General features: G+C 56.1%; 12 protein-coding genes and 1 pseudogene. 9 read left to right on the forward strand and 4 right to left on the reverse strand.

Annotated elements, in window-relative coordinates:
• Positions 1-83: 83 nt before the first annotated feature.
• The 3 genes from clpB to rluD all read right to left on the reverse strand — a co-directional run bounded on the left by clpB (position 84) and on the right by rluD (position 4,502).
• On the reverse strand, positions 84-2,648 hold the full coding sequence (gene clpB / locus AACY26_RS04940) for an ATP-dependent chaperone ClpB (RefSeq protein ID WP_339511522.1): 2,565 nt from the start codon (positions 2,646-2,648) through the stop codon (positions 84-86).
• A 145-nt stretch (positions 2,649-2,793) separates the two neighbouring features.
• Positions 2,794-3,531, reverse strand: a complete 738-nt coding sequence (gene pgeF / locus AACY26_RS04945; RefSeq protein WP_339511524.1) for a peptidoglycan editing factor PgeF — start codon at positions 3,529-3,531, stop codon at positions 2,794-2,796.
• Complete coding sequence (gene rluD, locus AACY26_RS04950) at positions 3,528-4,502, reverse strand: 23S rRNA pseudouridine(1911/1915/1917) synthase RluD (RefSeq protein ID WP_339511526.1); 975 nt, start codon at positions 4,500-4,502, stop codon at positions 3,528-3,530. The genes pgeF and rluD overlap by 4 nt, the downstream gene beginning before the upstream one ends.
• A gap of 148 nt (positions 4,503-4,650) precedes the next feature.
• On the opposite strand from rluD, the gene AACY26_RS04955 reads away from it, so the two are divergent.
• The 4 genes from AACY26_RS04955 to AACY26_RS04970 all read left to right on the forward strand — a co-directional run bounded on the left by AACY26_RS04955 (position 4,651) and on the right by AACY26_RS04970 (position 9,025).
• Positions 4,651-5,646 (forward strand): outer membrane protein assembly factor BamD, encoded by a 996-nt coding sequence (locus AACY26_RS04955; protein ID WP_339511528.1) that lies wholly within the window; start codon positions 4,651-4,653, stop codon positions 5,644-5,646.
• Positions 5,647-5,863: 217 nt separating this feature from the next.
• On the forward strand, positions 5,864-6,103 hold the full coding sequence (locus AACY26_RS04960) for a PP0621 family protein (RefSeq protein ID WP_339511530.1): 240 nt from the start codon (positions 5,864-5,866) through the stop codon (positions 6,101-6,103).
• Positions 6,093-7,691: a sensor histidine kinase gene (locus tag AACY26_RS04965; protein ID WP_339511532.1), complete on the forward strand. Its 1,599-nt coding sequence runs from the start codon at positions 6,093-6,095 to the stop codon at positions 7,689-7,691. Before AACY26_RS04960 ends, AACY26_RS04965 begins: the two co-directional genes overlap by 11 nt.
• On the forward strand, positions 7,688-9,025 hold the full coding sequence (locus tag AACY26_RS04970; protein WP_339511534.1) for a sigma-54-dependent transcriptional regulator: 1,338 nt from the start codon (positions 7,688-7,690) through the stop codon (positions 9,023-9,025). Before AACY26_RS04965 ends, AACY26_RS04970 begins: the two co-directional genes overlap by 4 nt.
• A 162-nt stretch (positions 9,026-9,187) precedes the next feature.
• Here AACY26_RS04970 and thiO read toward each other — a convergent pair whose 3' ends face one another.
• Positions 9,188-10,273 (reverse strand): glycine oxidase ThiO, encoded by a 1,086-nt coding sequence (gene thiO, locus AACY26_RS04975; protein ID WP_339511536.1) that lies wholly within the window; start codon positions 10,271-10,273, stop codon positions 9,188-9,190.
• A 53-nt stretch (positions 10,274-10,326) separates the two neighbouring features.
• On the opposite strand from thiO, the gene AACY26_RS04980 reads away from it, so the two are divergent.
• The 5 genes and pseudogenes from AACY26_RS04980 to AACY26_RS04995 all read left to right on the forward strand — a co-directional run bounded on the left by AACY26_RS04980 (position 10,327) and on the right by AACY26_RS04995 (position 12,834).
• On the forward strand, positions 10,327-10,845 hold the full coding sequence (locus tag AACY26_RS04980; RefSeq protein ID WP_339511538.1) for a GspH/FimT family pseudopilin: 519 nt from the start codon (positions 10,327-10,329) through the stop codon (positions 10,843-10,845).
• 105 nt (positions 10,846-10,950) lie between these two features.
• Positions 10,951-11,025, forward strand: a pseudogene (locus AACY26_RS21340) (prepilin-type N-terminal cleavage/methylation domain-containing protein); the annotation flags it as partial.
• Between the two features lie 12 nt (positions 11,026-11,037).
• Positions 11,038-11,469: a GspH/FimT family protein gene (locus AACY26_RS04985; protein ID WP_339511540.1), complete on the forward strand. Its 432-nt coding sequence runs from the start codon at positions 11,038-11,040 to the stop codon at positions 11,467-11,469.
• On the forward strand, positions 11,456-12,037 hold the full coding sequence (gene pilV, locus AACY26_RS04990) for a type IV pilus modification protein PilV (protein WP_339511542.1): 582 nt from the start codon (positions 11,456-11,458) through the stop codon (positions 12,035-12,037). The genes AACY26_RS04985 and pilV overlap by 14 nt, the downstream gene beginning before the upstream one ends.
• Positions 12,034-12,834 carry a PilW family protein gene (locus AACY26_RS04995; protein ID WP_339511543.1) on the forward strand — a complete coding sequence of 267 codons (801 nt, stop codon included), beginning with the start codon at positions 12,034-12,036 and terminating at the stop codon, positions 12,832-12,834. The genes pilV and AACY26_RS04995 overlap by 4 nt, the downstream gene beginning before the upstream one ends.
• Positions 12,835-12,839: the final 5 nt, after the last annotated feature.

Raw genomic sequence — 12,839 nt, forward strand, 5'->3', positions numbered from 1 at the left:
AACGCGAAGCTTGTCCACCACAAATCACCAAGCCAATAAAAAAGCCCTGCAACAATGCAGGGCTTAAAGGTCAGGGCTCAGGCTTAGCTGAAGCTGATCTGGTCGTCGACAACAGTACCGGTGACTGTGGTTCCCGGTGCGAACTTGCCTGACAGAATCAACTGCGCCAATGGGTTCTCGATCCAACGTTGCACCGCACGCTTGAGCGGCCGCGCACCGTAAACCGGGTCGTAGCCCACGGCGATAAGCTTATCCAGCGCCTCATCACTCAACTCAAGGCTCAACTCACGCTCTGCCAGACGCTGATGCAAACGGCCCAGTTGAATCTTGGCGATACCCGCGATTTGCTCACGCGCCAATGGCTCAAACACCACAACCTCATCAATACGGTTGATGAACTCTGGCCGGAAGTGCGTGGTTACCGCATCCATCACCGCAGCGTGTTGCGCTTCACGATCCCCCACCAACTCCTGAATCTGTGCCGAGCCCAGGTTCGAGGTCATCACCACGACCGTGTTTTTGAAGTCAACGGTACGGCCATGGCTATCGGTCAGGCGACCATCTTCAAGCACCTGCAGCAGCACGTTGAAGACATCCGGATGAGCCTTCTCAACTTCGTCGAGCAGGATCACCGAATACGGCTTGCGACGCACAGCCTCGGTCAAGTAACCGCCTTCCTCGTAGCCAACATAGCCTGGCGGCGCACCAATCAGGCGAGCAACCGAGTGCTTCTCCATGAACTCGGACATATCAATGCGCACCAAGGCTTCTTCGGTATCGAACAAGAACTCGGCCAGCGCCTTGCACAGCTCGGTTTTACCCACCCCGGTTGGGCCGAGGAACAAGAACGAGCCGCTCGGCCGGTTCGGGTCGGACAAACCAGCACGCGAGCGCCGCACTGCGTTTGAGACCGCAACCACGGCTTCATTCTGGCCTATCACCCGCTGATGCAGCAGATCTTCCATTTTCAGCAACTTGTCGCGCTCACCTTCGAGCATTTTCGACACGGGAATGCCGGTCCATTTGGACACCACTTCAGCAATCTCTTCCTCGGTCACCTTGCTGCGTAGCAATTGATTCTCGGTCTTGCCGTGCTGATCAACCATTTGCAGGCTGCGCTCGAGATCAGGAATCACGCTGTATTGCAGCTTGGCCATGGCCTCAAGATCACTCTTGCGTCGCGCCGCTTCAAGCTCTTGGCGTGCCTGTTCAATTTTCTGCTGAATCTGTGCAGAGCCCTGAACCTCGGCTTTTTCCGACTTCCAGATATCCTCCAAGTCCGCGTACTCGCGCTCCAGACGAGCAATGTCGTCCTTGAGCTTTTCCAAGCGCTTGAGGGTTGCTTCGTCGTCCTCTTTCTTCAGCGCTTCGCGTTCAACTTTAAGTTGAATCAAGCGCCGTTCAAGGCGATCAAGCACCTCTGGCTTGGAGTCAATTTCCATACGAATGCGGCTGGCCGCTTCGTCGATCAGGTCGATGGCCTTATCAGGCAATTGCCGATCGGTAATGTAGCGATGGCTAAGTTTGGCCGCCGCGATAATCGCGCTATCGGTAATGGCTACGCGGTGATGCACCTCATAGCGCTCTTTCAAGCCACGCAAGATCGCGATGGTGTCTTCCTCGCTCGGTTCATCGACCAGCACTTTCTGGAAGCGTCGCTCAAGGGCTGCATCTTTCTCGATGTACTGGCGATATTCATCAAGCGTGGTTGCACCGACACAATGCAACTCGCCACGGGCCAGCGACGGCTTGAGCATATTGCCCGCATCCATCGCACCTTCGGCCTTACCGGCGCCGACCATGGTGTGCAGTTCGTCAATAAACAGGATCACCCGGCCTTCTTGCTTGGAAAGTTCGTTGAGTACGGCTTTGAGGCGCTCCTCGAACTCGCCCCGGAACTTGGCACCAGCAATCAATGCCCCCATATCCAGCGACAGCAGGCGCTTGTCCTTCAAGCCATCCGGCACTTCGCCATTGATGATTCGCTGCGCCAAGCCTTCGGCAATGGCGGTTTTACCCACACCGGGCTCACCAATGAGCACCGGATTGTTTTTCGTCCGGCGCTGCAGCACCTGAATGGTTCGGCGGATTTCGTCGTCGCGGCCGATGACCGGGTCGAGCTTGCCCTCTTCGGCACGTTTGGTCAGGTCAACCGTGTATTTATCCAGCGCTTGGCGTGACTCCTCAATATTGGGGTCGTTGACTGCATCGCCGCCGCGCAGGTTATTCACCGCGTTTTCCAGAGCTTTTTTACTCACGCCCTGGCCCAGCAACAGCTTGCCGAGCTTGGTGTTGTCGTCCAGCGCAGCCAACAGCACCAGTTCGCTGGAGATGAACTGGTCACCTTTCTGCTGCGACAAGCGGTCAGCCTGATTAAGCAGGCGCGCCAGATCCTGCGACATATTCACATCGCCGGTTGGGTTTTGAATTTTACCGAGATGATCAAGCTCTTTGCTCAGCGCCTGGCGCAAGCTATTGACGTCAAAACCGACCTGCATCAGCAGCGGCTTGATCGAACCACCCTGCTGATCCAGCAGCGCTTGCATCAGGTGCAGCGGCTCGATTGAGGCGTGGTCAAGGCCGACGGCCAGAGATTGGGCATCGGACAGCGCGAGTTGTAACTTACTGGTTAAACGATCTATTCGCATGGCGTCATCCTTCCTTTTAAAAAGCAGGCCGCGCTGTAAATCGCGCTAGTGAGCACTTGATCAGTATTTAATCAAGGAAGCCTGCTGAGATGGATATTAGATGAGGCTGTCAAGGCCACTTTTCAAGTCAGCCTGACAAATGCTTTTAGTCAGCCAACCAGACTAAAGAGGCAAAGCGCCCGGTGCGCGATGCCTGGCGGTAGGAATAGAAGCGCGGATCGCTGAAGGTGCAAAATCCGCCGCCATACACCGCAGTCACACCCCGCGCAGCCAGTCGAATTCGCGCCAGCTGATAAATATCAGCCATAAAGCGTCCGGCATTGCGACTTGGCACAAAGGCCTCGGCGGCTTGCGGATGTTGACTGACAAAGGCTTCACGCACTTCCGGGCCAACTTCAAATGCATCAGGCCCAATTGCCGGACCGAGCCAGACTAGGGTCTGATCGGGTTCAAAACCAAGTGTATCCAGCGTAGCTTCCAGCACGCCACTGGCTAGGCCACGCCAACCGGCATGCGCCGCACCCACACGAGTGGCTGCAAGATCGCAGAACAATACAGGCAGGCAATCGGCAGTCATTACAGCACAGGCAACGCCCGGCGTTTGCGTCCAGCTGGCATCCGCCTCGATCACACGACTGGTATCCGCCTCGGCCACTGCAACGCCGTGCACTTGGCTCAACCATGCAGGTTGGCAACCAACTTGGCTCATCAGCCGCTGACGATTTTTCTCTACGGCAACCGGGTCGTCATCAACGTGCAAGCCCAGATTAAGGCTGGCAAAGGGTTCCTGGCTGATACCGCCGCGGCGGGTTGTGACACAGGCATTGACTCGCACGGGTGCCGGCCAGTCAGGAATCAACCAATCATGAGCAACGCGTTTCACCCGACAAACGCCTCGCGATCTTGACGCAGCAGGGTCAGCAACCAAACCAGGTCATCGGGCAACGCCGACTCCCACTTCATGCGCTTACCGGTCACCGGATGATCCAGCTCGAGAAAACGCGCATGCAGGGCCTGACGCGGGAACTCTTTGAGGCTTTGCACCAGTGTCGGGCTCGCAGCCGGCGGAATGCGGAAGCGTCCGGCATAGACCGGATCACCGATCAGCGGAAAGCCAACATGACTCATGTGCACGCGAATCTGGTGAGTACGCCCGGTTTCGAGCTTGACCCGGGCATGGGTATGCGAGCGGAAACGCTCAAGCACCCGGTAATGGCTGATTGCCTGCTTACCGCCGTCTGTCACCGTCATACGCTGGCGCTGCGACGAGCTGCGACCAATGGGCGCATCAATTTTGCCGCCCGCGGTGATGACACCGATCACAACGCACTCATAAATTCGACTAACGGTACGTTTTTGCAACTGGTCGACCAATTGCGTCTGCGCCTGAATGTTTTTTGCGACGACCATCAAACCGGTCGTGTCTTTATCCAGACGGTGAACAATCCCGGCACGCGGCACGTTGACTATATCTGGAACATGGTGCAACAAAGCATTGAGCAAGGTGCCATCGGCATGACCCGCCGCCGGATGCACCACCAGGCCTGCTGGTTTGTTGATCACCAAAATATCGTCGTCTTCGTAAACGATATCCAAGGCGATGTCTTGCGCAACCCACTCGCCCTGGGCCTCTTGCTCGGCATTTAGCTCAAGCTGGGCGCCACCGTGAACGATATCGCGCGGGCGAATGACCTTGCCATCAACCGTCAGCAAGCCCTCTTTTATCCACGCAGTCAGGCGCGAACGCGAGTGCTCCGCAAAGAGCTGCGCGGCGATTTGGTCGAGCCTTTGACCGCCTAAATCACTCGGTACTTCGGCACTTAATTGTATGGATTGCTTATTTATAGATGACATGCTCTGCAACGGCGGGGGCATAGCCTTTGGTTTCAGCTACGCGCTTGTGGTTAAATACGGCGTCTTTGCCCCCGGGAGTGCCAGGGGCGCCCATCATAACAGGACGGCTTTGTTCAAGACAGCCGCCGTCACAGGGACGCAAGCCGCCATGCAAGTGAAACACCTGCTGCTGATCGCCATTCTCGCCGTTACCGCCGCCTGCTCATCCAATGAAACCGTGGATGACAACCTCAGCGAGTCTGAGCTGTACCAGCAGGCCCAAACGGATCTCGACAATAATAGCTACACCAGCGCGGTGACCAAGCTCAAGACGCTCGAGTCACGCTACCCCTTCGGCCGTTATGCCGAACAGGCGCAGCTGGAGCTGATTTACGCCTATTACAAGAACGCCGAGCCAGAAGCCGCGCGCTCTGCCGCCGAGCGTTTTATCCGCCTGCACCCGCAGCATGCCAACGTTGACTACGCCTACTACATGAAGGGCTTGGCATCCTTTGACCAGGATCGTGGCCTGCTTGCGCGTTTTCTTCCGCTCGACATGACCAAGCGCGACCCGGGTGCCGCACGCGACTCATATAACGAGTTCGCCCAGCTGACCAGCCGCTACCCGAACAGCCGCTATTCGCCAGACGCCAAGCAGCGCATGATTTACCTGCGCAACCTGCTGGCGGCCTACGAAATTCACGTTGCCCACTATTACATGAGCCGCCAGGCTTACGTCGCAGCCGCCAACCGTGGCCGCTATGTGGTGGAAAACTTCCAGGAAACCCCTTCAGTCGGCGACGGTCTGGCGGTGATGGTCGAGTCCTACCAGCACCTGACGCTCAATGACCTGGCGCAAAGCAGCCTGGAGACCCTGAAGCTCAACTACCCGGACAACGCCAGCCTCGAAGACGGCGAATTCGTACCGCTGCGCCAGGATGACGATGACCGGACCTGGCTGAGTAAAGTCACCCTGGGCCTGATCGAAAACGACGCGCCACTGCCGCCAGGCGAGACCCGCGCCAGCCAAGACGTTATCCGTCAGTACGAAGAAGCTGAAGACGAGATTCCGGACGAGCTCAAAGATGTTGACCAGCAGCTTGATGAAGCCGAAGGCAAAGACCGCTCATGGTTCAGCTACATGACATTCGGCCTGTTCGACTGATGTAACCTTCACCTATGCGTGACCGAAAGGGAGGCCAGCACTGGCCTCCCTTTTTTATTGCCGGTGAAAGCCAAGCCTGTCCGAATCCAGACAAGCTTCACTCAAAAACCGAAAAAACAGGGCAATCGACAGAGCAGTTGCTCGTTGCGTGACATAACGACTGTGCCGCACGCGCGCGCTTGGTTAAACTGCCGCTATCAATCAAGAAGAGTCTGTTATGGGCCTATTTCGTCTGTTACTTGTGCTGGCAATCGCCGCGACTGTTTACTGGCTGTGGCGACGCTATATTCGTGCCCGCAACGCTGCCAAACCAGTAGCGCCGGGCAAGCCAGAACCCATGGTGCGTTGCGCGCATTGCGGCGTGCACCTGCCTCGCGAACATGCAAAGAACAATGGACCGCAGTGGTTTTGCAGTACTGAGCACCTAAAGCAAGGCCCTCAACAAGGTGACCAGTGACATTCTGGCCTTGGGTGGCACCCAGGGCATACGAATTCTCAAGCTGTATCACCTATATAGGCTGATCATTGGCCTGCTGCTTGTACTTCTGATCTCAAGCGAGATGGACGTGCAGTTGCTGGAGATGAGCCACGCAACGCTGTTTCGTAACATCAGCTGGTTCTACCTGATATTCAACGTGCTGGTCACGCTTGCTGTCCAACAGCCAAAGCGGTCGATGCAGGTAGTCAGCCTGGCGATGGTCGACGTTATTCTGCTGTCTTGCCTGTTTTATGCAGCGGGGGGCACGCCCAGCGGTATTGGCAATCTGCTGATCGTCGCAGTCGCCATCTCGAATATCCTGTTGCGCGGACGCATCGGTATCTTTATTGCCGCCACCGCCGCCGTCGGCCTGATCTACCTGACGTTCTACCTGAGCCTAAGCCGCCCCGCCGCTGCCAGCCAATATATCCAGGCTGGAGCCCTTGGCGCCCTTTGTTTCGCAGCAGCACTGTTCGTCCAAGGAATTACCCGACGCCTGCACGACAGCGAACAGTTAGCCAGCGAGCGGGCTGCGGACGTTGCCAGCCTGGAAACCCTCAACGCCCTGATCATTGAACGCATGCGCACCGGCATTCTGGTGCTGGACAACATGCACCGGGTACTGCTGGCCAACCAAGGTGCCCTGACCTTGCTCGGCGCTGACGCCCTGGCGGGCAAGATTCTTGACCCGCATACACCCGAACTGGTGAAACGCCTTCAGCAGTGGCGGCAAAATCCGGCCATGCGCCCGGCCAGCCTGCAAGCGGTTGCAGACGGTCCTATAGTGCAGCCGAGCTTTATTGCTCTGCAGCGTGGCCAGCAACGTCATATATTGGTTTTCCTGGACGACGTCTCGCAGATCGCCCAGCAGGCCCAGCAGCTCAAACTCGCATCGCTTGGCCGCCTGACAGCCGGTATTGCCCATGAAATTCGCAACCCGCTTGGTGCAATCAGCCATGCCGCGCAGTTGCTTCAAGAGTCTGAAGAACTAACCCAGCCAGACCAACGATTGGCACAAATCATTCACGATCACACACGGCGCATGAACCTGGTGATTGAGAACGTTCTACAGCTTTCTAGGCGGCGCCAGGCTGAACCCCAGCTGCTCGATCTCAAGTACTGGCTGCACCGTTTTGCCAGCGAGTTCCGCAACAACATGCCCGCCAATCAAACCCTGCACCTGGACACGCAAGTGGGCAGTATCCAAACCCGCATGGACCCCAACCAGCTCACTCAAGTGCTGACTAACCTGGTCGAAAATGGCTTGCGCTACAGTTCGCAAAAGAACCCGCGAGGCCAGGTTTGGTTGCAGCTGTTCCGCGAACCTGAGCGCGATCTGCCGGTGCTGGAGATCTTTGATGACGGCCCCGGTGTCCCGACAGAGCAGAGCCAAAACATCTTTGAGCCCTTCTTCACCACTGAAGCTAAAGGCACCGGCCTGGGCCTGTATATTTCTCGTGAACTGTGCGAGAGCAATCAGGCACACCTTGACTATAAACCCCGCGAAGAGGGAGGCAGTTGCTTTCGCATCACCTTCGCCCACGCCAGCAAACTGAGCCTACAATGACCCGCCAGAGAGCCCTGATCGTCGACGATGAACCCGATATCCGCGAACTTCTGGAAATAACCCTAGGCCGGATGAAGCTCGACACACGCTGCGCACGCAACGTGAAAGAAGCGCGCGAGTGGCTGGCCAAAGAGCCCTTCGACCTATGCCTGACCGACATGCGCCTGCCTGACGGCACGGGCATGGACCTGGTGCAATACATCGCCCAGCGTCACCCGCAAATGCCCGTCGCGATGATTACCGCCTATGGCAGCCTTGATACTGCGATTAATGCGCTGAAATCCGGCGCCTTTGACTTTCTGACCAAGCCGGTCGACCTCGGGCGCCTACGCGAACTCGTCGCCACTGCACTGCGCATTCAGGCTGCTGACGGCAAGGAAATCCCGGTAGACAGCCGCCTGCTCGGTGACTCCCCCCCAATGCGCACGCTGCGCAAACAGATTCACAAGCTTGCGCGTAGCCAAGCGCCTGTGTACATCAGCGGCGAGTCAGGCAGTGGCAAAGAACTCGTGGCGCGACTGATTCACGAGCAAGGCCCGCGCGCGGAACAGCCTTTTGTCCCGGTCAACTGCGGAGCGATCCCATCCGAGCTGATGGAAAGTGAGTTTTTCGGTCACAAAAAGGGCAGCTTTACTGGCGCGGTGGAAGATAAACAAGGGCTGTTCCAGGCAGCCAATGGCGGCACCCTGTTTCTCGATGAGGTAGCAGATTTGCCGCTGGCAATGCAGGTCAAACTGCTGCGGGCGATCCAGGAAAAAGCCGTGCGCACTGTTGGTGGCCAGCATGAAGTGGTGGTTGATGTACGCATACTTTGCGCGACCCACAAGGATCTCGGTGCCGAAGTGGCTGCCGAGCGTTTCCGCCAAGACTTGTTCTACCGACTGAACGTGATCGAACTAAGGGTGCCTGCCCTGCGTGAACGCCGCGAAGACATCGCCGAACTCGCAGAGACCATGCTCAAGCGCCTGTCCAATGGTGATGGTACGAACGCTGCAGCACTACAACCAGACGCACTGGAAAAGCTCAAGAGCTACCGCTTTCCCGGTAATGTTCGCGAACTGGAAAACATGCTCGAACGCGCCTACACCCTCTGTGAAAACGACCAGATAACAGCGGGCGATCTGCGCCTTGCAGATGCAGGCTCAGCTGCCGAGCAAGGCGAAACCAGCCTGGCGCAAATCGATAACCTGGAAGACTATCTCGAAGATATCGAACGCAAGCTTATCGTCCAGGCCTTGGAAGAAACCCGCTGGAACCGAACAGCAGCCGCGCAACGCCTCGGCTTGAGCTTTCGCTCGATGCGCTACAGGCTGAAAAAACTCGGAATTGACTGACCAGCTTGGTGGACAAGCTTCGCGTTGTCACACCCTACACAGCGATTCCATCTGTAGGGCGGGCAACGCTTTTCTGCCCGCCATTTGCGGCGCAGAGATTGGTTGTTTTACGACGTCCGGTGGGCAAGCTTCGCGTGGCCGCACCCTACGCGGCTTGGCGGATTAAATCCTGCCTTCTGGCGCATAAGGCGCTGGATCGATTATCGGTGTGCGGCCCTGTATCAAATCAGCCAGCAATTGGCAGGATGCAGGCGCCAATACCAAGCCATTGCGGTAATGGCCGCAATTTAGCCACAACCCGTCAAATCCAGGCAGCGGGCCAATAAAGGGTATCCCCTCAGGCGAACTAGGACGCAAACCAGCCCAGTGCCCAACCACTTGCGCATCTGCCAGAGCAGGCAAAAGCTCCTCGGCTGAGGCCTTAAGGCTTTCTAGTGCGACATCAGTAGGCGTTTTATCAAAACCTTCATGCTCCAGGGTACTGCCAATCAGGATATGCCCATCACGGCGCGGTATTGCGTATCGCCCCTTGGCCAGCACCATGCTCTGTAAAAAGTCATCAGCGCATTTGTACAGGATCATCTGCCCTTTAACCGGCTCGACCGGAAGCTCAATACCAAGTGGCCGGAGCAGCTCGGCACTCCACGCACCGGCCGCCAGCACAACCTGATCAGCCATGATCGCGCCCGAAGCTGTCTGCACACCAACCACCCGCTGACCGTCTCTTATAAAACCGCTAACTGGACTGTGTTCTTTGAGGCTGACATTTGGCAGTTTCAGCAAGGCCGCTCGCAATGCCTTGACCAACCGGGGATTACGCACATTGGCGACACCCGGCATATGAATCGCCCGCTGATAGCCCATCCCTAAAGCTGGTACTTGCGCCTGTACATCGGTGATATCCACAGCCTTGAGATTTTTCTGCGCCGCGCGGGCCCAAGCCAATGCCTCGGATTCATCGTCCAGATCCAACCAATACAAACCGGTTGAGTGCACCTCCGGATCAATGCCCGTGGTCTCAAGCAGTTGCGCCCCCAAACCTGGATAAAAGTCCTGCGACCACTGCGCCAGAGCTGTTACCGCATCGCTGTACCGCCACGGATAAAGCGGCGAGACGATACCACCACCCGCCCAGGACGCCTCAGTGCCAACGGCCGCAGACTCAAGCAAAACCACATTGCAGTGCTTTGCCAAATTCAACGCAGACAACAGACCGATAACACCACCACCAACGATTACAGCGACCACGTCTAACTCCCTAAAACAGCTACGGCAAGATTCCAAGGAAGGGAAATTGCAATATGAACATTAAACAACAGCAAGGGCTCAGCTTACTTGAACTGCTCATAACACTCGCCGTTTTAGCAATTGCGCTGAGCCTTAGCCTTCCTGGGCTGCAACGTATGCAGCAAGCCAACGCACTGTCTTCGTTCAGTGCTGAGCTAGTCCATTTTATACGTTTCACCCGCCATCAAGCCTTGGCCAAGGGCAAACGAATAACAATGTGTCCGCTTGATGAGTCACAGACTTGCACCAAGGTCTGGGCAAAACAAATAAGCGTGTTCGAAGACCTCGATGGCAATCGTAAACTAGATCCTAAGGATACGCTGATGAAGGTGCTTGATATTCCAGCTCGCATCGAGCTGAAGTGGCGCGGAGTGGGCGCAGGCAAATCACTACATTTCAACGGTCGAGGAATCACATCAATCAGCAATGGCACGTTTCGTCTTGGAGTGACAGGAAGCGAGCAAATGCGCCACGTAATCGTTAGTCGACTCGGCAAAGTAAAAACCCGAAAAGTGACTCAGCCGACAAAATAATTCTGTGCGAAACCACTCATCCCTTTGCAACAGCCAGTCAGTAAACTACTGATTGTAGCTATGATTGCGACTGATTAAGTTGCAGGCTCGGCAAAGGGGATACTCATGCAACGCGAACGCGGTTTTACCCTCATAGAACTTTTGGTCACGATTGTAGTGCTTGCAATCGTAGTCGCTATTGCGGCGCCTAACATGAGTACATTCATTGTTTCCCAAAGTGTGAGCAGCCAATCCAGTGAATTACTGAATGCCCTAGCCTTTGCCCGTACCGAGGCAACCAAACTTAACGCCAATGTCTCCGTAATCCCCGCAACCAACAGCTCGTCAGGCTGGAGCAATGGCTGGTGTGTTGGCCCCAGCGATATGGCCAACTGCACCAGCGCTACCGTCATCCGTAACTTTCAGTCGGCCAGTAGCGGCGTTCAGATCACAGCGCCATACCTGCAGTCTGCTAACCGTTTGACCTTTCGCCGTGACGGCACCCTGCTTTCCGGGGTCAGCGCACAGGCATTCAAAATAACCTCACCGAAACTCGAGGCCACGGGTTCAAAAGCACGCTGCATATATATAGGCGCGATCGGCAAGGCCTCTTACAAAAAGGTAAATCGTGATGATGACTGCTGAGATGCGGCGCTTTCAGAACGGCACATCGCTGATTGAAGCACTGGTAACTTTATTGATATTTACTGTGGGCCTGCTGGGTTTTGCAGCTCTTCAGTTGAGCGCATTGCAGAGTTCAAGCGACAGTGGCTTCCGCACTCAGGCTACCTGGGTGGTGCAGGAGCTGGCTGAGCGGATGCGCGCAAACCCTGATGCAGATGTTGCCGACTACACCGCAGCGGTAGACTGTGCAGCCTTACCTCCCCAGCGTTGCAGCGACTATTTTGATCCGGTATCAGGCGCGAAAGTAAATGCCAGCAATTGCTCTGCGGCGCAGATGGCCGCATTCGATCGCTGGGAAGCGCAGTGTACGTACGGTGCAACCGCCGCTTATGCAGCAAATGCAAATGCGAGAGACGCTCGCTACACCAGCCGCGATTTCCTGGGGCCCGCTGCGGCAGGGCTTGCACCTTTAGACATTGGCGCGAATGGCAACGTATTTACCATTACCGCGAACTGGCAAAGCAAATCCACAAACACCAGCGGCGCAACCCCAGAAAACATGTCCGGCACCGTGCAGGTTGAACGATGAGAAACTCACTAAAATATGCAGCCAAGAAATGGCAATCCGGTCTCAGCCTGGTTGAGCTGATGATTGGCATGGCCCTGGGCCTTATTCTGTTGCTGGGCGTGATTCAAGTATTCCTCTCCAGCCGACAGACACTGGCCGTTAATGACGCCATGTCAAAGCTGCAGGAAAACGGCCGCTTTGGTCTGGAGTTCATCTCCCAGAGCGCGCGTATTGCTGGCTATATATCGCCCGGCGCCCCGCAGGGCAAACCTTTCCCTATCGAACCTCGAAACTGCGCACTCAACAGTGGAGCAGCCTGCTCTGCCAATGGTGGAGGCAATGCCTCTGACACTGTCAGCTTCACTTTTGAACCTCCTGTGATCGACGGTTCAAAGCGTGACTGCGCGGGCGTGATAATTCCTGACAACCAGATCATCATTAACACCTACTTTATTGCTGCAGCGGATGCCAACAACCCTTCGCCAGCTCTAGCCTGCCGCTCCTTTAACCGCACGACCAATCAACCCGTCAGCCCGACTTCACGCTTGATTGATGGGATTGAGAATATGCAGGTGCTGTATGGGGTTGATGCAGGCGGCGACTCAACCAGCGTCAATCAATTTGTGTCCGCTGATCGTGTAACCAGCTGGGGCAAGGTGCTTTCTGTGCGTATCGCATTACTGGCGACCTCCATCGACACAATCAGCCCTCCCCCTCCTGCTCGTAACTTTTACCTGCTCGACGCGCCACCTATTGCACCTGATGACGGTTTAGCCCGGCAGATCTTCACCACCACTATTCAGCTTAAAAACATCTAGAGATA

This window comes from Pseudomonas sp. RL_15y_Pfl2_60 (genome assembly GCF_963970595.1).
GTDB lineage: Bacteria > Pseudomonadota > Gammaproteobacteria > Pseudomonadales > Pseudomonadaceae > Aquipseudomonas.

What these genes read in the sequence shown, in the direction of transcription:
- clpB (WP_339511522.1), bottom strand. Translation starts at nt 2,648, where the DNA reads ATGCGAATAGATCGTTTAACCAGTAAGTTACAACTCGCGCTGTCCGAT.
- rluD (WP_339511526.1), bottom strand. Translation starts at nt 4,502, where the DNA reads ATGTCATCTATAAATAAGCAATCCATACAATTAAGTGCCGAAGTACCG.
- AACY26_RS04955 (WP_339511528.1), top strand. Translation starts at nt 4,651, where the DNA reads ATGCAAGTGAAACACCTGCTGCTGATCGCCATTCTCGCCGTTACCGCC.
- AACY26_RS04960 (WP_339511530.1), top strand. Translation starts at nt 5,864, where the DNA reads ATGGGCCTATTTCGTCTGTTACTTGTGCTGGCAATCGCCGCGACTGTT.
- AACY26_RS04970 (WP_339511534.1), top strand. Translation starts at nt 7,688, where the DNA reads ATGACCCGCCAGAGAGCCCTGATCGTCGACGATGAACCCGATATCCGC.
- AACY26_RS04980 (WP_339511538.1), top strand. Translation starts at nt 10,327, where the DNA reads ATGAACATTAAACAACAGCAAGGGCTCAGCTTACTTGAACTGCTCATA.
- AACY26_RS04985 (WP_339511540.1), top strand. Translation starts at nt 11,038, where the DNA reads ATGAGTACATTCATTGTTTCCCAAAGTGTGAGCAGCCAATCCAGTGAA.
- pilV (WP_339511542.1), top strand. Translation starts at nt 11,456, where the DNA reads ATGATGACTGCTGAGATGCGGCGCTTTCAGAACGGCACATCGCTGATT.
- AACY26_RS04995 (WP_339511543.1), top strand. Translation starts at nt 12,034, where the DNA reads ATGAGAAACTCACTAAAATATGCAGCCAAGAAATGGCAATCCGGTCTC.